This window comes from Microbacterium sp. Ru50 (assembly GCF_002920555.1).
Taxonomy (GTDB): Bacteria; Actinomycetota; Actinomycetes; order Actinomycetales; family Microbacteriaceae; genus Microbacterium; species Microbacterium arborescens.
On record NZ_PQSV01000001.1, the window covers coordinates 1033108 to 1055039 of the forward strand.

Consider the following 21932-nt stretch of genomic DNA (forward strand, 5'->3'; position numbering starts at 1 on the left):
GATGACACGCGAAGCCCGGCCCCCGCTGCACCGTCCGACCGTCTCGGTCGTGATCCCGGTGAAGGACGACGCCGTGATGCTGCGGCGGTGTCTGCGCGCTCTCGCCGAGCAGTCCGACCCACCCGACGAGATCGTCGTCGTCGACAACGGCTCGCGCGATGATTCCGCCGACGTCGCCCGCGCCGCCGGTGCCCGCGTCGTCGAATGCGCCGCCGCCGGCATCCCCGCCGCCGCGGCGACGGGCTACGACCACGCGCTCGGCGATCTCGTGCTGCGCCTGGACGCCGACTCGCTGCCGTCGCCCACCTGGATCGCCGGCCTCTGCCGCGACTTCGCCCGCCGCCCCGATGTCGCCGTGCTCACGGGAGGCGCCCGTTTCATCGACGGACCGCGGATGCTGCGCCGCCCCCTCGCGGCGACCTACCTCGGTCTCTACGCGCTGCTGGGGTTCGCCGCGCTCGGCCACCTGCCGCTGTTCGGCTCCAACCTCGCCTTCCGGCGCACCGCGTGGCGGAGCGTCAGTACAGAGGTGCACCGCGGCGACGCCGAGGTGCATGACGACTTCGACCTGGCGTTCCACCTGGGCGGACGGCACCGCATCGCGTACTCGCGACGCGCCGACATGGGGATCTCGATGCGGCCGTTCGACGACGGGCGCGCCTTCCGTACCCGGGTCGCCCGCGGCTTCCACACCGTCGTCGCGCACTGGCCCGACGAGCTGCCGCACCGCCGCGTCGCCCGCCGACTGCGGCGCACCAGACGCCGCCGCATGACCCGCGCCGCGGAGGCTCGACGATGACGCGCGCATCGCGCGGGAGCACCGTCGCCCGCCTCTTCGACCCCGGCGAGATGCATCCGCACGACCTTCACGTCGCGACCTGGAACATCCGCCGACGCATCGACGGTCCGACGTGGCCGCCGAATGACCGCTGGACGGTGCGCGGTCGGCGACTGGCCACCGTGCTGCACGCCGACCCGCCCGCGATCCTCGGCACGCAGGAGGCGATGCCCGACCAGGCCGACCTCGTGCGCGCCTCGCTCGGCACGTCCTACCGCTTCATCGGTCATGGCCGGAACGCCGACGGCCGCGGCGAGGGATGCCCGATCTTCTTCGACACCGAGCGTCTCGAACTGACCGGCCACGCTCAGCTCGCACTGTCGGAGACGCCCGCCGTCGCCGGATCGGCATCATGGGGCAATCCGGTGCCCCGGGTCGTCGTCCGGGCTTCGTTCCTCGATCGCGTCACGGGCAGCGTGCTGACCGTGTTCAACACGCACCTCGACGTCTTCTCGGCGCGATCGCGCCTGCGCTCGGCCTGGCTGCTGCACGACCTCGCCGCAAAGACGCCGGGTCCGGTCGTCGTCATGGGCGATCTGAACGCCGGGCCCGGCTCGGCGCCGGTGGCGGCGCTCCTCAGCGGAGACCTGGTCGACGCGTGGCACGCCGCCGGGATGCGCACGACTGCGCTCTGGGACACCTACGGCGGCTACCACCCGCCGCGCGTCCGCAAGGGGCCGATCGACTGGATCGCCGTCGACCGGGGCACCCGCGTCACCCGCGCCGCGATCGACACCCGGACGATCGACGGCGCGGCGCCGTCCGACCACCTCGGCGTGCATGTGCTCCTCCGGCTGGGAGAGGACGCCTCATGAGCCGCCCCGTCATGATCGAGAACTTCCTCCGCCCGCCTCGAACGATGAGCGCCGTGGTCGCGGACGCGGTGCGGCTCTGCGGGCTGCTCAGCATCGTCGTCGCCGCACTGTGGTTCGAGCTCACGGATGCCGGCATCCTCGCCTTCGCGCTTCCCGCGCTCGTCGCACCGCGTTTCGTCGGGGTCCGCCCCTCGTTCGACATCGCGTGCGGCGTCACGGTGCTCATCGCTGCGTGGAGCAACGTCGTCGATCTGTACCGCAGCGTCCCGTCGTGGGACATCCCGGTGCACCTCGTGTGCACGGGCGTGCTCGCGGCCCTCGCCTACATCGCGGCGGCTCGCGTCGGGATCGTGCCGCTCCCCGGCGCTGCGGGCTTCCGACGGCGTACCGGCCTCATCGTCACGACGGCGTTCGGTCTCGCCTTCGCGGCGCTCTGGGAGATCGTGGAGTGGGTCGGGAAGGCCTTCGTCGACTCCATCCTCGTGACCTACGACGACACGATCGGCGACATGGCCGTGGGCGGGGTCGGTGCGCTGATCGCCGGCATCCTCGTGGCGCGCGTGCGGCTGACGGCCGAGCGTCCGCGCGGCACGGGCGGCGACGTCGACCGCGAGGATGCCGCCGGCGTCACACCCTCCCGGTGAGGATGAGGTTCCAGTACACCCACGGCAGCACGCGCCGGTCGAAGAACCACGACAGCGCGCTCTCGCGATACATCCGCCGGAAGAACGGGATCGTCGGCATGAGCTCGCCGGACGGACCGAACTCGGCCCATACGACGCTCGACCGCGACACCGTCATCGGGCACACGCCGTAGCCGTCGTACCGCGCGCGGGGCTCGCCTCCTCCGGCGACGGCCGCGAGGTTCTTCGCGAGCACCATGGTCTGCTTGCGAAGCGCTCCCCCGCTCTTCGAGTTCGTCGTCCCGGCGGCGTCGCCGATGGCCCACACGTTGCCGAAGCGAGTGTGGCGCAGCGTCTCGGGGTCGACGTCGACGAACCCGTCGGCGTCGCCGGCTGCTGCCAGCCCGGACTCCCGGATCCAGTCGGGAGCCGACTGCGGCGGTACGACGTTGACGAGATCGAACCGGATGCGTTCGATGCCGGAGGGCGAGGCGATCACGACCTCGGACGCCGCGGCATCCAGCTCGATCAACGCGCTCTCGGTGCGCAGCTCGATGCCGTAACGGTCGATCGCCCGCTGGATCTCGCGATCGAAGGCCGGGATGCCGAACACGGTGGTCTCGGGCACGACGAGGACCACCCGGATGTCGTCGAGCACACCCGTGCGCTGCCAGTAGTCGCACGCCTGGTACATCGGCTTCTGCGAGGCGCCCGCGCACGAGGCGGGACCCGCGGGCTGCGTGAAGACGACGGTGCCTCGCCGGAGGTCGCGCAGGCGCAACGAGGTGCGGGCCGCGAGATCGCCCTCGTAGTGAGTGGTCACGTCGCCCGTGCCGATCGATTCGGCCAGACCCGGCACGCTCGCCCAGTCCTTCTGCATCCCGGGGCTCAGCACGAGATGGTCGTAGCCGACCTCTCCGCCCGAGGCCAGGCGCACCGTCGACCGGTGCGGATCGACCGAGGTCACGGCATCCTGGATCCATCGGACACCGTCGGGGATGACACTGCCCTGCGGCCGAACCGTCTCGCTGATGCGCGCGGTGCCGCCGGCGACGTGCGAGAACAGCGGCTGGTACTCGTGGGTGCCCTTCGGCTCGATCAGCGCGATGTCATCGACACCCTGCCGTTGCAGTCGGGCTGCGGCCGAGACGCCGCCGTTGCCGCCGCCCACCACCACGACCCGGTGATGCACGGGGTGCCGTCGCGTCGCTCGAGGATCAGATGCTGGGTCTGCCGTCGCCATGCGACCACGCTAGGTGCCGCGCCCGGAACGGCGAGGGTGCTTGCGTCGCGCGACGGCGGGGTCTAGGCGTGGTGCGGATGCCGCCGAGAACGCACCCGCGACGCGAGCACGCTCGCTGCATGGTGCGTGCTCGGAGCGGAGGTGCGTTCTCGGCGAGAGCAGGGCCGGGCTAGAGGGTCTCGGTGATGTAGATCAGGATGAAGATCGCGAGGATGCCGACGGCGAGGATCGCCATCGCGAGAGCCAGGCGCCGGTTGCGCACGGGCGCGTCGGCCGATGACCGGGCGGCGACGACCATCATCGCCCAGCCGACCACGGCGAAGATGATGCCGATGGCGGGCAGCGCCGTCTGCAGCTGGAACGCCAGCACGTAGAGGACGATCGCTACCGCGGCCAGGACGCCCGCGGGCACGAGCCACCGCGAGGCCGATCCGTGTCGGAAGCTGGCCTGATTGGTCAGATCGGTGGGATCGGGCCGGGGGTGGCGGTCCGGCATCTGCTCTGGTCCGTGGGGCTCGTTGCGCTTGTCGACCATGTCGTCCTCCCGTTCGGCCCCACGGTACGTGCCCCCGCACGCCCCGCCCGACCCCCTTGCGCATCTCCCGCCGAGCACGCACCATCCCAGCGACAGTGCACGGTGTGCGGTGCGTGCTCGGCGCGACGGTGCGTGCTCGGCGCCGGCAGGTCAGCCGGCGAGGGCGACCATCTCGGCGCTGCGATCCCAGAGCTCGCGGGCGAGATCGGGGTCGGTCGCGTTGCGGTGCGACCGGGTCGGGCGGTCGTTCTCGTAGTACGCGCCGGGCACCCAATCGCGATTCGGGACTCCGTCGGCGAGGAAGACCAGGCGCGCGCCGCCCTCGTCGGTCGTGGTGAGCAGCCGCCGCGCGAGCGGGTTGTGGTAGACCCATCGGAGCGGACCGGGCACGTTCGCGGCGAACTGCGTCGCGACGACGCCGGGGTGGAAGGCGGCCGCCGAGATGCCCTGATCGCCGACGCGGGTCTGCAGTTCGCGCGTGAACACGATGTCGGCGAGCTTGGCGTTGCCGTAGGCGATGCGCCCCGAGTAGTGCTTCGCCGCGTTCAGGTCGGTCACGTCGAACCGCGAGAACAGGCGAGCCGCCACGCTGGCCGTCTGGATGACGGATGCTTCGCTCTCGATGAGCCGCTCCAGCAACAGGTTCGTCAGCAGGAAGCCGGCGAGGTGATTGACCTGGAAGGTCTGCTCGTAGCCGTCGACGGTGAGGGCGCGCGGACCGAAGATGCCGCCGGCGTTGTTGGCGAGCACGTCGATGCGCGGATAGGCCTCGAGCAGTTCGTCGGCCAGACGCCGCACCTGAGCGAGCTCGGCGTAGTCGGCCAGGTGGTACGGCGCGTCGAGCTCGCTCGCGAGAGCCCGGGTCTTCTCCGGCGAGCGCCCGACGAGCACGACGCGGTGCCCTTCTCGCGCGAGACGCCGCGCGGCGGCCGCCCCGATTCCGTCGCTGGCTCCCGTGATGACGATCGTGCGCATGCCCGCAGTCTCGCAGGCTGCGGGCGCCTGGCGGGAGTGCTGGCGCATCCGACCCCGGTGTGTCAACGACTTCTCGCCCGGCACCGCCGGGCGACAGTATCGCGGCAACCGAAGCACAACGGAAGGAGCCGGGATGGCTCAGGAACTGTCGAAGGGCGACCGCGTGAGCTGGGACACCTCTCAGGGGCGGACGCAGGGGAAGATCGTCGAGAAGAAGGAGAAGGACTTCCAGTTCGCGGGTCAGAAGTTCACGGCATCCGCCGACGAGCCGGCCTTCATCGTCGAATCGGAGAAGAGCGGCGATCAGGCGGCGCACAAGCGTTCGGCGCTGCGCAAGCTCAGCAGCTGAGCGGCAGCCACCCCGCATCCGCTCACGCATACGACGAGAGGCCCCTCCGCCGAACGGAGGGGCCTCTCAACGTATGCGTGAGCGCCGGGGTCAGTTCTCGATGTCGCCGCGCCAGGCACCGGTCTCGGTGCCGCGCGACTCGATGAACTCCTTGAAGCGCGTGAGGTCCTTCTTCACGGCGTGGTCGTCGATGCCGATGGCGGCACCGACCGATTCGACGAAGCCCTCGGGCTTCCAGTCCAGCTGGACCGTGACGCGCGTCTCGTTGTCGCTGAGCTTGTGGAAGGTGACGACGCCGGCGTGCTCGTCCTTGCCGCCGACACTGTTCCAGGCGACGCGCTCGTCGGGGTGCTGTTCGGTGATCTTGGCGGTGAACTCGCGCTCGGCCCCGCCGATCTTCACCTTCCAGTGGGTCGTGCCGTCGTCGAGCTGGGTGACCGACTCGACGAAGCTCAGGAAGTGCGGGAACGACTCGAACTGCGTCCACTGGTTGTAGGCGACGGAGACGGGAACGTCGACGTCGATGGTCTCGATGATGCGAGCCATGGGCGGCTCCTTTCGTTTCGATTGCGGGGCTGCCTTCATGCTTCGCCGTCGCCGGCGCCGTCGCGACCGACTTGCGACCTCGGCGGTCGGCTGGTAGGCCCGGCGGTCGGGGTCAGTCGAGCCCGCGCACCGGCACGCCGAGCCACTCGGCGAGGTCGCGGATCTCCGCCTCGACCATCTCGCGCTCTTCGCTCTCCCAGGGCACGAGCTCGTGCAGCGCCGCGACGACGAGGTTCTCCTTCGCTTTGTCGAGGGCCGCGTCGAGAAGACCGATGAACCGGTCGCCGCACAGGATCGGATGCGCGAAGTAGCCGTACACGCGCTGCGCCTTCGGCACGAACTGCTCGAGCTTGTAGGTGAAGTCGAACGCCTCGATCAGTCGCGGCCGGTCGAACAGCATCCCGTCGTACGGGTTGAGGATCGCCACCCTCCCCCCGGGGTCGTCGTCGATGGCCTCGAGCGCCCGCGGGTCGACCCGCCACTTCCACGCGCTCCCCTCGACGACGGCCGGCTCACCGGCCAGCCCCACCCCCGACCACGACGACTTCTGCCGCGCGAGTCCCGCTCCCTGCAGCCGTCGCTCGTCGAGCATCGCGCCGGCCTCGTCGTAGGTCAGGTCGTCGGGCTCGGGGCCGCGTGCCCGCTCGGCGACGTCCCAGCGGCGCAGTCGGCCGGCACGCCCGACGACCGCGACCTCGCCGAGTCGTTCGAGCAGATCGAGCATCCGCGGCACCTGGTTGTCGCTGTACCAGCCGCTGTCGTTGCCGGCAGGCACGGCGGCGGTGTCGGGGATGTCGGCCGCCAGCAGCGGTCCGTCGGCGCGCAGGCGCGCCAGCACGTCGGCCCGGAACGCCCTGTTGGCCTCGAGCCACGCCGCGGTGCTCTCGCGCACGGGACGCATCCGCATCCGCACCCGCATCGCCGGAAGCATGCTCGCGGGGTGGAACGAGCCGGCGTACTCGAAGAGCTGCCGGTCGTCTTCGACGGCTTTCGTCAGCTGCCCGGGCTCGTAGCCCCAGCCGATCCTCGTCCACGGGATCGCCTGCTCGCTGGGCGCGATGACGGCCGTCGGATCGATCTTGATCGCCCCGATCTGCTCGGCCACCTCGACGACGTCGCCGGGCCGGTCGGCCTCGAGCAGCTGCGCCCGCACGATGATGCGACGGGCTTGCTCACGGGTGAGCCGGTGCGGTTCCATGCCACGACGCTACCGCCGACCTCCGACGCGCCCGCGACCTCCGTCAGAAGCGGGCGACCCACTCGGGAACGGTCACCGTCGCCGGCCCGAGCACGACGTCGTCGAACAGGCGCAGGTCGTCATGGGCATCGAGGTTCAGCAGAGCGGTGCGAGCCCCGGCTTCCGCCGCAACGCGACGAGGGATGCCGCGGGCGTGACCGCCCCCGACGTGCCGATCACCCAGAACTGCTTGCACAGCGCCACCGCGTCGAAGATGTCGTCGAGCCCGTACACCGCCTCGCCGAACCAGACCACGTCGGGGCGGAGCGCCCGGGCCCCGCATGAGGGACAGCGCGGCCCTCCGGCGAGGTCGCCGTGCCACGGCATCCGCTCTCCGCACGCCTCGCACAGCGCCGACCCGAGCTCGCCGTGGATGTGGCTGACGCGCGTCGACCCGGCCCGCTCGTGCAGGTCGTCGATGTTCTGCGTGACGATGAGCACATCGCCCGGCCGCCGTGCTTCGAGGCCGGCGAGGGCGAGATGCGCCGCGTTGGGCTCCGCGGCGGCCACCGCGCGACGACGCTCGTCGTAGAACGCGTGGACGAGAGCCGGGTCGGCCGCATAGCCCTCGGGAGTCGCGACATCCTCGATGCGGTGGTCCTCCCAGAGCCCGTCGACGGCGCGGAACGTGCGGATGCCCGACTCGGCGGAGATGCCGGCGCCGGTGAGGACGACGATCCGCGCCACGGTCAGCGCCGCGCCGACAGGTCGGGGGCGAGGGCCTCGCGCTCATCGAAGACGAAGCACTCGCCGTTCCAGTGCGCGCCGCCCTCGTGCTCGAAGTAGCCGAGGATCCCGCCTTCGAGCTGATAGGCGTCGATCCCCTCCTCGCGCAGGACGATCGCGGCCTTCTCGCAGCGGATGCCGCCCGTGCAGAAGCTGACGACCGTTTTGCCCTCGAGTTGATCGCGGTGCGCCGCCGCGGCATCCGGGAACTGCGTGAAGCGCTCGATCCGCCAGTCGACGGCTCCCGCGAACGTGCCGTAGTCGACCTCGAAGGCGTTCCGGGTGTCGAGAAGAACGACCTCGCGCCCGGCGTCGTCGTGGCCCTGGTCGAGCCAGCGCCGCAGGTCATCGGGCGACACGCTGGGCGCGCGCTCGGCGGCGGGCCGGATGGCGGGACGGTCCATGCGTATGATCTCGCGTTTGACCTTCACCAGCATCCGGCCGAACGGCTGGTCGCCCGACCAGCTCTCCTTCGCCGTCAGCGCCGCGAAGCGCTCGTCGGCGCGCAGGTCGTCGAGGAAGCCCCGAACAGCGGTCTCGGCGCCGGCGAGGAAGAGGTTGATGCCCTCCTCGGCCAGCAGGATCGTGCCCTTGAGTCCCGCTCCCAGGGCACGCTCGCGCAGCACGTCACGCAGCGCGGCGGGGTCGGCGATGTGCGTGAACAGGTACGCCGAGACGTTGAGAACGGATGCCACGCCTCCAGCCTACGAAACCGCGCGGCCAGGCGCGGATCGGGCGCAGTCCCCGGCATCCGCCGCAGAACGTTCTGCGCGGGATGCTGAGAACTGCGCCCGAAGCCGAATCCCGATCGGGGCCGAGGTCAGTTCACCTCGGAGGGGTGCGCGCTCACACGGCCCGACCCGTCGCCCGGGTCGAGGGCCGAGATCGCGTCGACCTGAGCCGTCGTGAGCTCGAAGTCGAACAGCGACGCGTTCTCGACCATGCGCTCGCGGCTGACCGTCTTGGGGAAGACGATGAAGCCACGCTGCAGGTGCCAGCGAAGCACGACCTGAGCGGGGCTCTTCCCGTGCGCGGCAGCCGCCTCGGCGACCGGCTCGGCGCCGAAGAGATCGTACTTGCCCTGGCCGAGGGGACCCCACGACTCGATGCGCACGCCCTTGTCGGTCGCCCAGTCGACGACCTCCTTCTGCTGGTAGGCCGGGTGCAGCTCGATCTGATTCACAGCGGGGAGCACGCCGGTCTCGGCGTGGATCTTCTCGAGGTGCTCGACGAGGTGGTTCGAGACGCCGATCGAGCGGGTGTGGCCCGCGTCGCGCAGCTCGATGAGCTTCTGCCACGCATTGACGTAGTTGCCGTTGGCGGGAGCCGGCCAGTGCACGAGGTACAGGTCGACGTGATCGAGTCCGAGCTTCTCGAGGCTCTCCGAGAGGGCCTTGCGGGGCTCGTCCCCGCCCTGACGGTCGTTCCAGAGCTTCGTGGTGATGAACAGCTCGTCACGCGGGATGCCGCTGGCCGCGATGGCCCGGCCGACGCCCTCCTCGTTGCCGTAGATCGCAGCGGTGTCGATGTGGCGGTAGCCCGCCTCGAAGGCCTCGGAGACGAGACGCTCGGTCTCGGCCGGGTCGACCTTGAAGACGCCGTAGCCGAGCTGCGGGATCTCGAAGCCGGAGTTGAGGGACACGTTCGGAACGTGGATCTGATCTGCCATGCCTCCACCCTACGAGCGTGCTCCGACTGCGTCGTCGGGATTGACGCGGGGCGCCCCGAGGGGCAAGGAGGTACTCAGCCCGCGAGCGCGTGCAGCGCATCGCCGGTGAGGCGCTGCGTCGTCCACTCCGACATCGGCTCGGCACCGATCGAGCGGTAGAACGCGATAGAGGGGGCGTTCCAGTCGAGGACGGTCCACTCGAGCCGCGAGTATCCGCGCTCGACGCAGACTTCGGCGAGCGACGCGATCAGCGCCTTGCCGTAGCCGCTGCCCCGCTGCGATTCGTCGACGAAGAGGTCTTCGAGCCAGATGCCATGGCGCCCCGTCCAGGTCGAATAGGTGAGGAACCAGATCGCGATCCCCACGATGTCGCCCTCGCGCTCGACCACGTGGCAGAAGGCGCGAGGCTCTGTCCCGAACAGCGTCTCGGTCAGCATCTCGGCGGTGTTCTCGACGGCATCCGGCTCACGCTCGTAGACGGCGAGGGCGTGGATGCAGGCCAGGATGCCGGTCTCGTCACCGGGGCGGGCGGCGCGCAGCACGGCGCCGCCGGGAAGGTCGCGCGGGGTCATCCCGTCAGCGTATCGAGGGCGTCAGCCGACGAGCGGACCGCCGTGCCGCCAGTACCCGAGGAACGAGATGCGCTCCCTCGGGATGCCGACCTCGGTGGTGAGGAAGCGACGGATGCCGGTGACGACGCCCGATTCGCCGGCGAGCCACACCGCGAACCCCGGATCGGCGGCCGCGGTGGCGCCGTGTGTTTCGGCCCACGACCGCACAGCGAGGGCGAGGCCGTCGTCGCCGGCGCGGTGCTCGACACGCGTCACGAGCGCGCGATCGGCGAGCGCGTCGGTGACGAGGTCGTCGGCGGCGTCCGCCACGCCCGCGATCACGTGCGGCTGCGTCTCCTCGGGCAGCGAGTCGACGATGTTCCGCAGGGCGGGGAAGGCCGTCTCGTCGCCCACGAGGAGGAACCGGCTCGCCTCGCCGGGCGTCCAGTGGATGCCGTATCCCGTCCACCCCATCCGCACGTCGGGTCCCGTGATGACGAGGGGGTCGCCGGGTCGGGCGGCCAGGGCCCATGCCGAGGCGGGCCCGATGGGCTCGTGCAGGAAGAAGTCGACGTCGATCTCCCGCTGGGCGACGCGGATCGCCGACGGCGTATAGGTGCGCAGCACGTTGCGGTCGTCCTCGTCGAGCGCCTTCCACCGCGCATACCAGTCGGAGGGGTGCGGGGTCGGCTCGTCGAGCAGGCCGAACTCGGCGAGGCCCGGGTGCGGGCGCCCCGACATCGGCAACACGATCTTGATGCGCTGGTCGAGGCCCCACGGTGCGAAGTTCGCCAGTGCCTCGCCGCGAAGGGTGATGCGGATGAAGCCGGGGCTGAGCCGGGCCACGGCGGCGACCTCGACGACGAAGGCACTGTAGGCCCAGAGACGCTCGCCGCTCACGGCGTCTCCTCCCCCGTCACAGCCCCGGGCCGACGTGCGCGGAGCGGCACGACGAGCGGACCGCCCGTGACCGGATCGTCGACGACGATGTTCGCGAGGCCGAAGACCTCCTCCACCCGCTGGCTCGTGATCACCTCCGCCGGTGGTCCCTCCGCGAGGATGCGCCCGTCGCGCATCGCGACGATGCGGCTCGCATACCGGGCGGCATGGTTCAGATCGTGGAGCACCGCGACGATCGTCCGGCCCCGCTCGTTCAGCTCGGCGAACAGCTCCATCAGCTCGACCTGGTGGGCCACGTCGAGGAACGTCGTCGGCTCGTCGAGCAGCAGCAGGTCGGTCTGCTGTGCCAGGACCATCGCGACCCACACCCGCTGCCGCTGGCCCCCCGACAATGCCTCGACGGGGCGCGAGGCGAGCTGCGTCGTGCCGGTCGCCGCCAGCGCCTCGTCGACAGCCGCGTCGTCGGCGGCGGACCACTGCCGGAACACGGTCTGGTACGGGTAGCGCCCGCGTCCGACCAGCTCGCGCACCGTGATGCCCTCCGGGGCGATCGCCGACTGCGGCAGCAGGCCCAGCCGCCGAGCGACCTCCTTCGCGGGCATCTCCGTGATCGCGCGGCCGTCGAGCACGATGCTCCCCGCGCGCGGGGCGAGCAGACGCGACAGGCCGCGCAGAAGCGTGGACTTGCCGCAGGCGTTGGGACCGATGATGACGGTGAACGACCCGGGCTCGATCCGCACCGACAGATCGCGGACGATATCCGCACCGTCGTAGGCGAGGGTCACGGACTCGGCGGCGAGCGATATCGCCGGGGGGAACGGGTCAGGCACGGCGGCGGACCTCCAGAACGATCATGAGGACGAGGTAGGCGCCGCCGAGCGAGACGGTGACGACGCCGACGGGAAGCGGTGCGGGCAGCAGATGCTGCGCGATGAGGTCGGAGGCGATCAGCAGCACGGCCCCCATGAGGGCCGAGAGCCCGAGCGACAGGTGGGGCGTGCGCGCGACGAGGCGCGCCACCTGCGGCGCCGCCAGAGCGACGAAGGCGATCGGACCGCCGACGGTCGTCGCCGCCGCGACCAGCACGACCCCGACCAGCAGTGCGAGCGTGCGGACGAGATGCGGCCGGGCGCCTGTCGCCGCCGCGAGGTCGTCGCCGAGCTCGAGCTGACGCAGCCGCGGCACGAGCGCGAAGGATGCGACGACGAACGGCGCTGCGCACGCCAGTGCGCCGGCCACCGCCGGAGCCGTGACGCCGTTGAGACTGCCTGCGCCCCAGGCGGAGGCGAACATCGCCGTCTCGAGCTCGATCTGCAGCAGCATCCAGGTGTTGAGCGACGCGAGCATCGCCGAGACGCCGATGCCGACGACGATGAGGCGGAACCCCTGCAGGCCGCCGCGCCAGGCGAGCGCCCAGATCGCCACGGCGGTGGCGAGGGCACCGATCAACGAGCCGCCCACGAGCACCGGCCAGCTCGACGACACCAGGACCAGCGCGGCGAGCATGCCCGTGAAGGCACCGCTGGAAAGCCCCAGGATGTCGGGACTCGCCAGCGGATTGCGCGTGACGGTCTGGAACAGCGCCCCGGCGATCCCGAGGATCGCCCCCACCCCGAGCGCCGCCAGTGCCCGTGGCAGCCGCCATTCGCGGACCACGGTCTGCACGAGCGCATCGTCACTCGCGCCCGCCAGCGCCGCGACGACATCGCCCGGCGCGACGGGGAAGGTGCCGGCGCCGAGGGCGACGACCAGCAGCACCGCCGCGACGACGAGGGCAGCGATCCCGACGACCACGCTGCGCAGGCGCAGCACCACGTGCAGGCCGCCGACTCGCGGGCTCAGCATCCGCGGCCCGCCGCTCACAGGGCGCTCGCCCGGCGTCGGCGCGCGAGCGCGATGAGGATGGGAGCCCCGACGAACGCCGTGACGATGCCGACCGGCAGTTCCGCGGGCGCGATGAGCACGCGCCCCACGACATCCGCCGCCAGCACGACGACGGGTGCCAGCAGTGCGCTGACGGCGAGGATCACCCGATGATCGGCACCGAACAGCCAGCGGGCAATGTGCGGCACCATGAGCCCGACGAACGAGATCGGTCCCGCGAGTGCTGTCGCCGCACCCGCGAGGAGGGTGACGGCGACGATGACGCCGATCCGGATGCCGGCGAGGTTCGCACCCTGCGCACGAGCGACATCATCGCCCAGTGCGACGGCGTTGAGCCCGGCGCCGAGCACGAGCGCCAGCACGAGTCCGACGGCGATGAAGGGCGCGACCGCCACGATCGTGTCCCAGCCACGACCCAGCAGCGACCCGGCGTTCCAGCTGCGCATCGCGTCGAACGCATCGGGGTCGCTCAGCACGATGCCCGTCGTGATGCCCGACAGCACCGCGCCGAGGGCGACGCCCGCGAGCGTGAGCCGGATCGGGCCCGCGGCTCCGCGTCCGCCCGAACCGATGACATAGGCGGCGACGGTGACGGCGAGCGCTCCGACGAACGCGAACCACACCGTCCCCGACGCCGCGCGCACGCCGAGCACCGCCATCCCGAGCGCCACGGCGAGGGCCGCACCGGCGTTGACGCCGAGGATGCCGGGATCGGCGAGCGGATTACGCGTGAAGGCCTGCATCAGCGCACCGGCGACTCCGAGCGCCGCGCCCGCGAGAAGTCCCACGACCGTCCGCGGGATCCGGAGCTCGGCCACGACGAACGTCGCCTCGGGTGAGCCCTCGCCCCGCAGCACCGCGGCGACGGTGCCCGGCGACAGCGGATTCGCCCCGACGGCGAGGGATGCCGCGACGACGAGCACCAGGGCCAGGGCGATCGCGGCGCCCGCCGCGGCGCGTCCGGCTCTCGAGGTCACCGCCCGTCGAGGAAGCGCTCGATGTCGGTCAGCACGCTCTGAGCGCCGCGGGGGCCGACGCCGGCCACCCAGGTGCTCGTGTCGACGAGGGTCACCGACGGGAAGGCATCCGCGTTCTGGGTGATCGCCGCCGGGATCGCCGACGCGTCGGTCGTGTCGGATGCCGTGACGAACACCGCGTCGGCGCGGGCGTCGAGGATGTTCTCGGGCGAGATGTCGGCCTGCAGGCCGTCGGCCCAGTCGTGCTCGGGCGTCGTGTAGCCGACGCACTCGAGCAGGCTGCCCGCGAACGACACGGGTCCGTACAGACTGAGGGTCGTCTCGTCGCGCGGCCGGATGACCTGTGCCGTCTTGCCTGCGAGGTCGTGCGCAGCCCCGATCTCGGTGCAGCGGTCGTCGACGGCCGCGATCTGCGCGGCGACCTCGTCCTCGCGTCCGAGCGCCTGGCCGATCAGCTCGGCGTTGTCACGCCACGGATCGGCCTGTGTCGCGATGAAGACCGTCGGAGCGATTGCCGACAGCTGGTCGTACAGCTTCGAGTGGCGCGCCTCGGTTCCGAGGATGAGGTCGGGCTTGAGCGCGGCGATCGCCTCGAGGTCGGGCTCGGGCACCGTGCCGACCGGTTCGACTCCGTCGACCTCGAGGTACGCCGGGATTCCCGCGACGTTGCTCGCGACCGCGGCCCCCACCGGCGTGATGCCGACGGAGACCGCGGTGTCGAGTTCGAGGGGCTCGAGGGTCACGACGCGCTGGGGCTGCTCGGGGACCTCGGTGACGCCGCGGGCATGCTCGACGGCGCGAGGGGCGACGCTGGCCTCCGAAGAGGTGTCGGCCGCGGAGGGCTGCGCCGCGCATCCGGCGACGACGAGGGCCGCGGCGGCCGAGATGGCGACGGCGCTCAGGGCGCGCCGAACAGGACGAGACAGCATGTGGGGCCTTTCCTCGGGTCGATCTCGCGGCGAGCGCGATGAGGCAAGGCAACCCTAACAAAGACGGTCAGTCGGCTGTGAGCGCCGCCTCGATCGGGGTGTCGCCGCCCGTGAACTCGATCATCCGCCCGACGGTCGCGGGCTCGGACAGGACGGCGGCGATGACCGCCGCCACATCGCCACGCGGAACGGACTCCTTGCCTGAACCACCGACGGTGATGCTGCCGGTCGGCTCGTCGAGCGTCAGAGCGCTCGGCGCGACGATCGTCCAGTCCAGTCCGCTCTCGCGCAGGTGGGCGTCGGCCTCCGCCTTCGCCTCGGCGTAGGCGTAGAAGGAGTCGTCCTCGGGCACGCCGTGATCCGGCCCCGCGCCGAAGTACGACACCATGACGTAGCGGCGGATGCCGGCCGCCGCGGCGGCGTCGATCGAGCGGATGGCCGCGTCGCGGTCGACCGCCCAGGTGCGGGCGGCATCCCCTCCCCCGGCTCCCGCGGCCCAGACGACCGCGTCGTTGCCGCTGAGCAGGTTCGTCAGCTGCTCGACGTCGAACGACTCGACGTCGGCGACGAGCGGCGTGGCGCCGGTCGCGGCGACATCCGCCTCGTGGTCGCGGTTGCGGATGACGGCGGTGACGGTGTCGCCGCGCTCGGCGAGGATCGGCTCCAGGCGCAGCGCGACCTTGCCGTGGCCTCCGATGATCAGGATGCGGGACATGGGTGTTCCTTTCGTCGGGGGATGTGGATCGGATGCGGCTGCGGCGGCCCCGTCGGCCGGCGCGTCAGCCGCGGAAGTCGTCGGGGTCGATGTCGTCGAGGAACTCGCGGAACTCCGCGACGCGCTGCTCGGCCGCCTCGGGAGTCTCGGCTCCCTCCGGCGCTTCGCTCACGGTGTCGGGGATGCCCGCCTCGGCGAGCACGTCATCGGCGACGAAGATCGGCGCCCCGGCGCGCGAGGCGAGTGCGATCGCGTCGGAGGGACGGGCATCGACGACCCGCGATCCGGTGAGGGCCGTGACCGTCACCTCCGCATAGAACGTGCCGTCGTCGATGCGGGTGACCTCGACCCGGTCGACGGTCGCGTCGGTCGCGTCGAGCAGGCGGATCATGAGGTCGTGCGCGAGCGGCCGCGGCGGCGAGACCCCTTCGACAGCGACGAGGATCGATGTCGCCTCCTGCGAACCGATCCAGACCGGCAGCACCCGATCCGACAGGGCATCGACGGGCTTGAGCAGGATGACGTGCTGTTGAGCGGGATCGAGCGCGACCCCGAGAACGCGGACCTGGACCATGACACCTCCCGGGGTCGGTTTCGCCCAGCCTATGCACGAGGGAATGCGAACGGGGCCGCGGGCGTTGCGGCTTGACATGCAGCGTTTCGGCACTCTCTCGTTCGGTCACTACGGTCCCCTCGGCGGCGGTCGCGAGCTCACCGCCGGTGCCTCGCTGCGTCAGGCGATCGACCTCGCGCAGGGAATGGACGACCTCGGCGCCGTGGGCGCCTACTTCCGCGTGCACCACTTCGCACGGCAGCAGGCGTCGCCGATGCCGCTGCTGGCCGCGATCGCCGCGACGACGAAGAATATCGAGATCGGCACCGGCGTCATCGACATGCGATACGAGAACCCGCTGTATCTCGCCGAGGAGGCGGCGGCGGTCGACCTCATCTCCGACGGACGGCTCGCCCTCGGCGTCAGCCGCGGGTCACCCGAGACCGTCGTCCGCGGGTACGAGGCGTTCGGGTACACCGGCTCGCAGGATCCCCGCGGCGCCGACATCGCTCGCGACCACTTCGACACCTTCCTCCGCGCCATCGAGGGCGAGGGGCTCGCCGAGCGCGACCCGAACAGCCCGTTCGGAGGCGGGAACGGCAAGCAGCGGATCGAGCCGCACTCCCCCGGCCTGCGCTCGCGCATCTGGTGGGGCGCCGGAACGACCGAGACCGCGGAGTGGGCCGGCCGCATGGGCGTGAACCTGATGTCGTCGACACTCCTCACGGAGGCCGACGGCACGCCGTTCGACATCCTCCAGGCCCGACAGCTCGACGCGTTCCGCGCCGCGTGGCGCGAAGCCGGGCATCCCGGTGAGCCCCGCACGTCGGTCAGCCGATCGGTCTTCCCGATCACGACCGCCGAAGACGAGCTGTACTTCGGCGGCAGCAACGACCAGGACGGCATCGGCTACATCGACGGCATGCGCTCGACCTTCGGCAAGACCTACGCCGCGGCGCCCGACGTGCTCGTCGAGCAGTTGATGCAGGATGCCGCGGTCATGAGCGCCGACACCCTCATGCTGACGATCCCCTCGCAGCTGGGCGTCGAGTTCAACCTGCGCATCGTCGAGTCGTTCGCGAAGTACGTCGCTCCCGCCCTCGGGTGGAAGTCGGGCGCGCTGCAGCCGCGATGATCGCGGCGGAACACGGCTCGGGCGTCCCGCTCATCGCGGTGCACGGGTTCGGAGTCGATCACCGCATCTTGCTTCCCTTGGAGGACTGGGTAGCCGATCGCCCATGGCGGCGCATCTATCTCGATCTGCCCTGGGCGGAGGGCGCGACCGATCAGGGTGTCAGCACGCCTCGGGAGGTCGCCGACGCTGTCCGCGACGAGGTTGAAACCATCGCCGCGGGCGGGCCCTTCGCCATCGTCGGCAACTCGTTCGGCGCGATGGTCGCCCGTCACGTGGCGCATGCGCTTCGGCCTCAGTGCCGCGGGCTGGCGACCCTCGCCGGCGTGTTCGAGCTCGACCATGACAAGAGGCGACTGCCTCCGCGCGAGATCGTCATGGCGAACGAGTCCGTGCTCTCCCGAGCGGGTTCGTTTCGGGACGACTTCGCGGAGATGGCGGTGCTGCAGACCGCCGAAGCGCTGAGCGCGTTCGAGAGGTTCGTGCTGCCCGGCATCCGGGGAGCCGACACGGAGGTCCTCGACCGGATCACCTCGTCGTACTCGGCTGGATACGCTCCCGAACGCACCGACCTCCCGTTCACGGCGCCGAGCCTGCACGTCTTCGGGCGTCAAGACCACGTCGTCGGTTTCGAAGACGGGCTCGGTACCGCCGGCCATTACGTCCGCGGCACCTTCGTCGTCGTCGACGGGGCGGGACACAACGTCCATCTCGAGCACCCGGACGCTGTCGCCCCGCTCGTTCGCGACTGGCTTCTGCGAGCGGAACACCACGCCCTCTGACTGCAGGCGCTCGCGCCCCGTCCGACTAGCGTGGATGGGGTGCACGATGAAGAGACACACAGCCTCGCGACTTCCCGGACCGCCCCTCGGGTGGACACCATCGAGCTCGTCCGTATCGACCCGGCGGGAGCCGACCGCGAGGAACTGATCGCGTTCATGACCGGCGAGGTGTTCCCGTTCCACGTCGGAATCCGACCGACGCGCGCTCAGGTCGAGGAGGGCATCGCCGCGGGGCGGTTCCGCGACGACGACAACGACTCGTTCTGGATCGACCATGTCGAACACGGCCGCATCGGATTCTTCCGCCTCGAGGAGATCAGCGACGGCGCACCGCTGTTCGATCTCCGGCTGGCGTCGGTGTGGCGGGGCCGCGGCCTCGCGAAAGACGTGCTGGCGACGGCGGCAGACCACGTTTTCACGACCATGCCCGAGGTCGACCGCTTCGAGGGGCAGACCCGCGAAGACAACCGTGCGATGCGCCGCGTCTTCGATGCATGCGGCTGGGTCCAGGAGGCCTACTACCGCGAGGGGTGGCCCGTCGAGGGTTCCGAGCCGCTGGGGTCGGTGGCGTACAGCATCCTCCGCCGCGACTGGGAGACCGGCGAGGTCACGCCCCTGCGCTGGTCTTAGCTCGCGCCGAGTACGCACCATCGCGCCGAGAACGCACCGTGCGAGGTATGTTCTCGCGGCGACGGTGCGTTCTCGGTGATGTGCAGGGCGCCGCACCCGGACAATGGACGGATGACGCAACGCCGCCGCACGATCATCCACCGCGGCGGCGTCTCGCTCGCGGTGACCGAGGCCGGAGGGACCGGCCCTGCGGTCCTGCTGCTGCACGGGCTGGCAGGCAGCTCGCGCGAGCTCATGCCCACGGCGGATGCGCTCACCGGCGGGCACCGGGTGCTCCTGCTCGACCAGCGCGGTCACGGCCGCAGCACGCGGCGACCCGACGACCTCTCCCGCGACGCCTTCGTTGCGGATGTCGTCGCCGTGCTCGAGCGGTTCGCGCCGGGTGAGCGAGTGGCACTGGTCGGGCAGTCGATGGGCGCGCACACCGCGTTGCTCACCGCGAGCCGGCATCCCGACCTGGTCAGTCGGCTGATCCTGCTGGAGGGGCATCCGGCCGGGAGCACCGATCCACAGGATGCCGCCGACCTCGGCGCCTTCTTCGCCTCGTGGCCGATCCCATTCGCCGATGCGGCCGCCGCGCGGGCCTTCCTCGGCGACTCGCCGCTCACCGAGGCCTGGGTCGCGGACCTTGAGCGGACGCCCTCGGGGTTGCGGCCCCGCTTCGACGCCGACGTCATGCAGGCCGTGATCGCCGCGGTGCACGAACCACGGTGGGCGGAGTGGGAGGACCTCGCGGTGCCGACGACGGCGGTGTTCGCCCATCGCGGCATGTTCTCCCCCGAGCAGCAGGCCGAGCTCGCCGCGCGGCGCCCGGGCACCCGCATCCTGCCGCTCCCCGACGGCAGCCACGACGCGCACCTCGATGCGTTCCCGTCGTGGCTCGCCGCGCTCCGGGACGCACTCGCCTGACGGATCCCGTGCGAGAACGCACCATCGCGCCGAAAGCACACCGTCGCGGGTGCGTTCTCGCGACGAGGGTGCGTGCTCGCGGCTCGCACGGGCCCGCAAGAGTACAACCACGGCGGGAGTGGGCGAAAGAGCCGCGGTGATCCCGACCGCGCAGTCATAACCTGTCGTCCGCCCCGGGTGCCCGACCGGCGCCTGTTCCTGCACAGAAAGAAGAAGCACCATGCTCTGGACGATCCTCGGCCTCATCCTCGTCGGACTGATCGCCGGCTTCATCGCGCGCGCCGTCATCCCCGGCAAGCAGAACATCGGCATCCTGATGACCATCGTGCTCGGCATCGTCGGCTCGTTCGTCGGCGGATTCCTCGGATTCCTCATCTTCAACCACAGCCCCGAGGGCGGCTTCCTGCAGCCGTCCGGCATCATCGGCTCGATCATCGGTGCCATCATCGTGCTCGGCATCTACGTCGCCGTCTCGCGCCGCGGCTCGACTCGTACGCGCTGACACAGCTGCACACAGGCACCGCGCCAACTCCTCAGATCCGAGCCTCAACGCCCCTCACGGGGCCCGAGACACCGCCTCACGTCGGATTCTGAGGAGTTGGCGCTTCGTCGTCACCGGGCCGGAATATCAGCCCGACCCCACCGCTTGAACCCACCATGAGCACGATCGGAAACAGCGACCTCTCCGTCTTCCCCCTCGCCCTCGGCGGCAACGTCTTCGGCTGGACCGCCGACCGCGACGCGTCGTTCGCGATCCTCGACGCGTTCGTCGAAGGCGGCGGCAACTTCATCGACACCGCCGATTCCTACAGCGCCTGGGCGCCCGGCCACAGCGGGGGCGAGAGCGAGACGATCATCGGCGAATGGCTCGCAGCACGCAGCCGCCCCGAGGTCGTCGTGGCGACGAAGGTCAGCCAGCATCCGGACTTCCGCGGGCTCTCCGCCTCGAACGTCCGCGCCGCCGCCGAGGCTTCGCTGAAGCGCCTGGGCGTCGACGCGATCGACCTCTACTACGCACACTTCGACGACGAGGAGACCCCTCTCGAAGAGACGGTCGGCGCGTTCGGCCAGCTCGTCGCAGACGGCCTGGTTCGCCACATCGCCGTGTCGAACTACACCGCGGAGCGCATCGAGGAGTGGCTGCGCATCGCCGACGAGACCGGCGTCGCCCGCCCCGTCGCCATCCAGCCGCACTACAACCTCGTGCACCGCAACGAGGTCGAAGAGACCATCGTGCCGATCGCCGAGCGCGAGGACCTCAGCCTCATCCCCTACTTCGCCCTCGCGAAGGGCTTCCTGACCGGCAAGTACCGGTCGACGGATGCCTCGGCCCACAACACCCCGCGCGCCGAGGGCGCCGCCGTGTACGCGACGCCGCAGGGCCTGCAGATCATCGACACCCTCGAGCGCGTCGGCGCCGCACACGACGTCTCGATCGCCTCGGCCGCGCTCGCGTGGCTGCGTTCGCAGCCGACCGTGGTCGCGCCGATCGCGAGCGCCTCGCGCCTCGAGCAGGTGCAGGGCCTGCTCGACGGCGGGCGCGTCGAGCTCACGGCCGACGAGATCGCCGAGCTCACCCGCGTGTCGACCTGGACCCCGGAGGCCTGAGCCGCGGCATCCGCAACTCGGACAGCCACGCGAACCTCGGAGCCCCGCGCAGGCAGGCTCCGAGGTTCGTCGTTTTCTCCGAGGTTTGCGCCACACACACCTAGGACGCGCCAGCAAACCCACAAAATTCACGGTGTGGTAAGACCACAGACGGTTTTCCGTGTTTAATGAGTCCTATGAGCACCGCGACCGTCGGATACAGCGCCATCTCGAGCTACTCCCGCGTGGAGATCCTGCACCTCATCCAGGAGCAGCCCCGCCGGACGATCCTCGAACTGCAAGAGGCCACCGACCTGCACCCGAACACCATCCGCGAGCACCTGGCCCGACTGATCTCCGACGGCTTCATCGTCGCCGAGAAGGAGCACCGCACCACCCGCGGACGCCCCCGCGTGCTCTACAGCGCCGCCGACGGAGACGCGACCCGCAGCGCCATCCAGCGCCGCAAGGTGCGGGATGCCGCGCAGCGCGGCGACCTCATGCGCCGCGTCCTCACCGTCGACGTCCCCGACGTGCTCGAGACCCGCGCACTGCACCAGCTCGACGCCCTCGTCGAGGAGCTCGAGGACGAAGGCTTCGACCCGATCATCGACGACTCCGCGCTGACGGTCGACCTGACCCCCTGCGCACACGCCACGGCGCAGGCCGATCATCGCGAGGTGCTCTGCAGCGTTCACCTGAGCCTGCTGCAGGGCGTGCTCACCGAGGCGGGCGGACCCCTCGCCGTCGACGGCATGCGGTCCTCGTGCGACCCGTCGGTGTGCATCATCCAGCTGCTGCACGCCGCGACCACTCACGACTGAGCC

General features: G+C 70.9%; 27 protein-coding genes. 11 read left to right on the plus strand and 16 right to left on the minus strand.

What is annotated here, in order from left to right:
* Position 1 precedes the first annotated feature (1 nt).
* Genes C3481_RS04910 through C3481_RS04920 form a run of 3 tightly spaced genes read left to right on the plus strand, consistent with a single transcriptional unit; the run spans position 2 to position 2297 of the window.
* Positions 2-799 carry a glycosyltransferase family 2 protein gene (locus tag C3481_RS04910; protein ID WP_064955943.1) on the plus strand — a complete coding sequence of 266 codons (798 nt, stop codon included), beginning with the start codon at positions 2-4 and terminating at the stop codon, positions 797-799.
* Complete coding sequence (locus C3481_RS04915) at positions 796-1653, plus strand: endonuclease/exonuclease/phosphatase family protein (RefSeq protein ID WP_103841012.1); 858 nt, start codon at positions 796-798, stop codon at positions 1651-1653. Before C3481_RS04910 ends, C3481_RS04915 begins: the two co-directional genes overlap by 4 nt.
* Complete coding sequence (locus C3481_RS04920) at positions 1650-2297, plus strand: hypothetical protein (RefSeq protein ID WP_023951930.1); 648 nt, start codon at positions 1650-1652, stop codon at positions 2295-2297. Before C3481_RS04915 ends, C3481_RS04920 begins: the two co-directional genes overlap by 4 nt.
* On the opposite strand, the gene C3481_RS04925 is transcribed toward C3481_RS04920, so the two are convergent.
* From C3481_RS04925 to C3481_RS04935, 3 genes are all read right to left on the minus strand, one after another.
* A complete protein-coding gene (locus C3481_RS04925) occupies positions 2281-3519 on the minus strand; it encodes an NAD(P)/FAD-dependent oxidoreductase (RefSeq protein ID WP_052007586.1) in 1239 nt (412 codons plus the stop codon). The genes C3481_RS04920 and C3481_RS04925 overlap by 17 nt on opposite strands.
* 169 nt (positions 3520-3688) lie before the next feature.
* Positions 3689-4054, minus strand: a complete 366-nt coding sequence (locus tag C3481_RS04930) for a hypothetical protein (protein WP_103841014.1) — start codon at positions 4052-4054, stop codon at positions 3689-3691.
* A gap of 150 nt (positions 4055-4204) precedes the next feature.
* A complete protein-coding gene (locus C3481_RS04935) occupies positions 4205-5029 on the minus strand; it encodes an SDR family NAD(P)-dependent oxidoreductase (RefSeq protein WP_103841016.1) in 825 nt (274 codons plus the stop codon).
* Positions 5030-5162: 133 nt separating this feature from the next.
* On the opposite strand from C3481_RS04935, the gene C3481_RS04940 reads away from it, so the two are divergent.
* The gene (locus C3481_RS04940; RefSeq protein WP_023951934.1) at positions 5163-5378 is read left to right on the plus strand and encodes a DUF2945 domain-containing protein; all 216 of its coding nucleotides are present in this window, start codon (positions 5163-5165) and stop codon (positions 5376-5378) included.
* A gap of 90 nt (positions 5379-5468) precedes the next feature.
* On the opposite strand, the gene C3481_RS04945 is transcribed toward C3481_RS04940, so the two are convergent.
* From C3481_RS04945 to C3481_RS05005, 13 genes are all read right to left on the minus strand, one after another.
* Complete coding sequence (locus C3481_RS04945) at positions 5469-5924, minus strand: SRPBCC family protein (RefSeq protein ID WP_023951935.1); 456 nt, start codon at positions 5922-5924, stop codon at positions 5469-5471.
* A 112-nt stretch (positions 5925-6036) separates the two neighbouring features.
* Complete coding sequence (locus tag C3481_RS04950) at positions 6037-7122, minus strand: DNA glycosylase AlkZ-like family protein (protein ID WP_103841018.1); 1086 nt, start codon at positions 7120-7122, stop codon at positions 6037-6039.
* A 135-nt stretch (positions 7123-7257) separates the two neighbouring features.
* Positions 7258-7848: a Sir2 family NAD-dependent protein deacetylase gene (locus C3481_RS04955; RefSeq protein ID WP_258039015.1), complete on the minus strand. Its 591-nt coding sequence runs from the start codon at positions 7846-7848 to the stop codon at positions 7258-7260.
* A gap of 2 nt (positions 7849-7850) precedes the next feature.
* Complete coding sequence (locus tag C3481_RS04960) at positions 7851-8582, minus strand: sulfurtransferase (RefSeq protein WP_103841020.1); 732 nt, start codon at positions 8580-8582, stop codon at positions 7851-7853.
* Positions 8583-8707: 125 nt separating this feature from the next.
* Complete coding sequence (locus tag C3481_RS04965; protein ID WP_023951941.1) at positions 8708-9556, minus strand: aldo/keto reductase; 849 nt, start codon at positions 9554-9556, stop codon at positions 8708-8710.
* A 74-nt stretch (positions 9557-9630) separates the two neighbouring features.
* Complete coding sequence (locus tag C3481_RS04970; protein WP_023951943.1) at positions 9631-10128, minus strand: GNAT family N-acetyltransferase; 498 nt, start codon at positions 10126-10128, stop codon at positions 9631-9633.
* Between the two features lie 21 nt (positions 10129-10149).
* Positions 10150-11007, minus strand: a complete 858-nt coding sequence (locus tag C3481_RS04975) for a siderophore-interacting protein (protein ID WP_023951945.1) — start codon at positions 11005-11007, stop codon at positions 10150-10152.
* Positions 11004-11837 (minus strand): ABC transporter ATP-binding protein, encoded by an 834-nt coding sequence (locus C3481_RS04980; RefSeq protein ID WP_103841022.1) that lies wholly within the window; start codon positions 11835-11837, stop codon positions 11004-11006. The genes C3481_RS04975 and C3481_RS04980 overlap by 4 nt, the downstream gene beginning before the upstream one ends.
* Positions 11830-12852, minus strand: a complete 1023-nt coding sequence (locus C3481_RS04985; protein ID WP_103841024.1) for an iron chelate uptake ABC transporter family permease subunit — start codon at positions 12850-12852, stop codon at positions 11830-11832. The genes C3481_RS04980 and C3481_RS04985 overlap by 8 nt, the downstream gene beginning before the upstream one ends.
* 14 nt (positions 12853-12866) lie before the next feature.
* Positions 12867-13868, minus strand: a complete 1002-nt coding sequence (locus tag C3481_RS04990; RefSeq protein WP_103841026.1) for an iron ABC transporter permease — start codon at positions 13866-13868, stop codon at positions 12867-12869.
* Entirely contained in the window at positions 13865-14797 is a 933-nt protein-coding gene (locus C3481_RS04995; protein ID WP_103841028.1) for an iron-siderophore ABC transporter substrate-binding protein, read from the minus strand. The genes C3481_RS04990 and C3481_RS04995 overlap by 4 nt, the downstream gene beginning before the upstream one ends.
* A gap of 67 nt (positions 14798-14864) precedes the next feature.
* Complete coding sequence (locus C3481_RS05000; protein ID WP_023951955.1) at positions 14865-15512, minus strand: SDR family oxidoreductase; 648 nt, start codon at positions 15510-15512, stop codon at positions 14865-14867.
* Between the two features lie 64 nt (positions 15513-15576).
* A complete protein-coding gene (locus C3481_RS05005; protein ID WP_023951957.1) occupies positions 15577-16086 on the minus strand; it encodes a bifunctional nuclease family protein in 510 nt (169 codons plus the stop codon).
* A gap of 76 nt (positions 16087-16162) precedes the next feature.
* On the opposite strand from C3481_RS05005, the gene C3481_RS05010 reads away from it, so the two are divergent.
* The 7 genes from C3481_RS05010 (at position 16163) to C3481_RS05040 (ending at position 21929) form a co-directional block, all read left to right on the plus strand.
* On the plus strand, positions 16163-17200 hold the full coding sequence (locus tag C3481_RS05010) for an LLM class flavin-dependent oxidoreductase (protein ID WP_023951959.1): 1038 nt from the start codon (positions 16163-16165) through the stop codon (positions 17198-17200).
* Complete coding sequence (locus C3481_RS05015) at positions 17197-17979, plus strand: alpha/beta fold hydrolase (RefSeq protein ID WP_103841030.1); 783 nt, start codon at positions 17197-17199, stop codon at positions 17977-17979. Before C3481_RS05010 ends, C3481_RS05015 begins: the two co-directional genes overlap by 4 nt.
* A gap of 90 nt (positions 17980-18069) precedes the next feature.
* Positions 18070-18609 carry a GNAT family N-acetyltransferase gene (locus tag C3481_RS05020; RefSeq protein ID WP_240482613.1) on the plus strand — a complete coding sequence of 180 codons (540 nt, stop codon included), beginning with the start codon at positions 18070-18072 and terminating at the stop codon, positions 18607-18609.
* A 111-nt stretch (positions 18610-18720) separates the two neighbouring features.
* Positions 18721-19518 (plus strand): alpha/beta fold hydrolase, encoded by a 798-nt coding sequence (locus tag C3481_RS05025; protein WP_103841032.1) that lies wholly within the window; start codon positions 18721-18723, stop codon positions 19516-19518.
* 220 nt (positions 19519-19738) lie between these two features.
* Positions 19739-20020, plus strand: coding sequence for a GlsB/YeaQ/YmgE family stress response membrane protein (locus tag C3481_RS05030; protein WP_023951967.1), 282 nt, complete (start codon positions 19739-19741; stop codon positions 20018-20020).
* 155 nt (positions 20021-20175) lie between these two features.
* The gene (locus C3481_RS05035; RefSeq protein ID WP_103841034.1) at positions 20176-21126 is read left to right on the plus strand and encodes an aldo/keto reductase; all 951 of its coding nucleotides are present in this window, start codon (positions 20176-20178) and stop codon (positions 21124-21126) included.
* 176 nt (positions 21127-21302) lie between these two features.
* Positions 21303-21929: a metalloregulator ArsR/SmtB family transcription factor gene (locus C3481_RS05040; protein ID WP_064955957.1), complete on the plus strand. Its 627-nt coding sequence runs from the start codon at positions 21303-21305 to the stop codon at positions 21927-21929.
* Positions 21930-21932 lie beyond the last annotated feature (3 nt).

What these genes read in the sequence shown, in the direction of transcription:
- C3481_RS04910 (WP_064955943.1), top strand. Translation starts at nt 2, where the DNA reads ATGACACGCGAAGCCCGGCCCCCGCTGCACCGTCCGACCGTCTCGGTC.
- C3481_RS04915 (WP_103841012.1), top strand. Translation starts at nt 796, where the DNA reads ATGACGCGCGCATCGCGCGGGAGCACCGTCGCCCGCCTCTTCGACCCC.
- C3481_RS04920 (WP_023951930.1), top strand. Translation starts at nt 1,650, where the DNA reads ATGAGCCGCCCCGTCATGATCGAGAACTTCCTCCGCCCGCCTCGAACG.
- C3481_RS04925 (WP_052007586.1), bottom strand. Translation starts at nt 3,519, where the DNA reads ATGGCGACGGCAGACCCAGCATCTGATCCTCGAGCGACGCGACGGCAC.
- C3481_RS04930 (WP_103841014.1), bottom strand. Translation starts at nt 4,054, where the DNA reads ATGGTCGACAAGCGCAACGAGCCCCACGGACCAGAGCAGATGCCGGAC.
- C3481_RS04935 (WP_103841016.1), bottom strand. Translation starts at nt 5,029, where the DNA reads ATGCGCACGATCGTCATCACGGGAGCCAGCGACGGAATCGGGGCGGCC.
- C3481_RS04940 (WP_023951934.1), top strand. Translation starts at nt 5,163, where the DNA reads ATGGCTCAGGAACTGTCGAAGGGCGACCGCGTGAGCTGGGACACCTCT.
- C3481_RS04945 (WP_023951935.1), bottom strand. Translation starts at nt 5,924, where the DNA reads ATGGCTCGCATCATCGAGACCATCGACGTCGACGTTCCCGTCTCCGTC.
- C3481_RS04950 (WP_103841018.1), bottom strand. Translation starts at nt 7,122, where the DNA reads ATGGAACCGCACCGGCTCACCCGTGAGCAAGCCCGTCGCATCATCGTG.
- C3481_RS04965 (WP_023951941.1), bottom strand. Translation starts at nt 9,556, where the DNA reads ATGGCAGATCAGATCCACGTTCCGAACGTGTCCCTCAACTCCGGCTTC.
- C3481_RS04970 (WP_023951943.1), bottom strand. Translation starts at nt 10,128, where the DNA reads ATGACCCCGCGCGACCTTCCCGGCGGCGCCGTGCTGCGCGCCGCCCGC.
- C3481_RS04985 (WP_103841024.1), bottom strand. Translation starts at nt 12,852, where the DNA reads ATGCTGAGCCCGCGAGTCGGCGGCCTGCACGTGGTGCTGCGCCTGCGC.
- C3481_RS04995 (WP_103841028.1), bottom strand. Translation starts at nt 14,797, where the DNA reads ATGCTGTCTCGTCCTGTTCGGCGCGCCCTGAGCGCCGTCGCCATCTCG.
- C3481_RS05000 (WP_023951955.1), bottom strand. Translation starts at nt 15,512, where the DNA reads ATGTCCCGCATCCTGATCATCGGAGGCCACGGCAAGGTCGCGCTGCGC.
- C3481_RS05005 (WP_023951957.1), bottom strand. Translation starts at nt 16,086, where the DNA reads ATGGTCCAGGTCCGCGTTCTCGGGGTCGCGCTCGATCCCGCTCAACAG.
- C3481_RS05010 (WP_023951959.1), top strand. Translation starts at nt 16,163, where the DNA reads ATGCAGCGTTTCGGCACTCTCTCGTTCGGTCACTACGGTCCCCTCGGC.
- C3481_RS05015 (WP_103841030.1), top strand. Translation starts at nt 17,197, where the DNA reads ATGATCGCGGCGGAACACGGCTCGGGCGTCCCGCTCATCGCGGTGCAC.
- C3481_RS05025 (WP_103841032.1), top strand. Translation starts at nt 18,721, where the DNA reads ATGACGCAACGCCGCCGCACGATCATCCACCGCGGCGGCGTCTCGCTC.
- C3481_RS05030 (WP_023951967.1), top strand. Translation starts at nt 19,739, where the DNA reads ATGCTCTGGACGATCCTCGGCCTCATCCTCGTCGGACTGATCGCCGGC.
- C3481_RS05035 (WP_103841034.1), top strand. Translation starts at nt 20,176, where the DNA reads ATGAGCACGATCGGAAACAGCGACCTCTCCGTCTTCCCCCTCGCCCTC.
- C3481_RS05040 (WP_064955957.1), top strand. Translation starts at nt 21,303, where the DNA reads ATGAGCACCGCGACCGTCGGATACAGCGCCATCTCGAGCTACTCCCGC.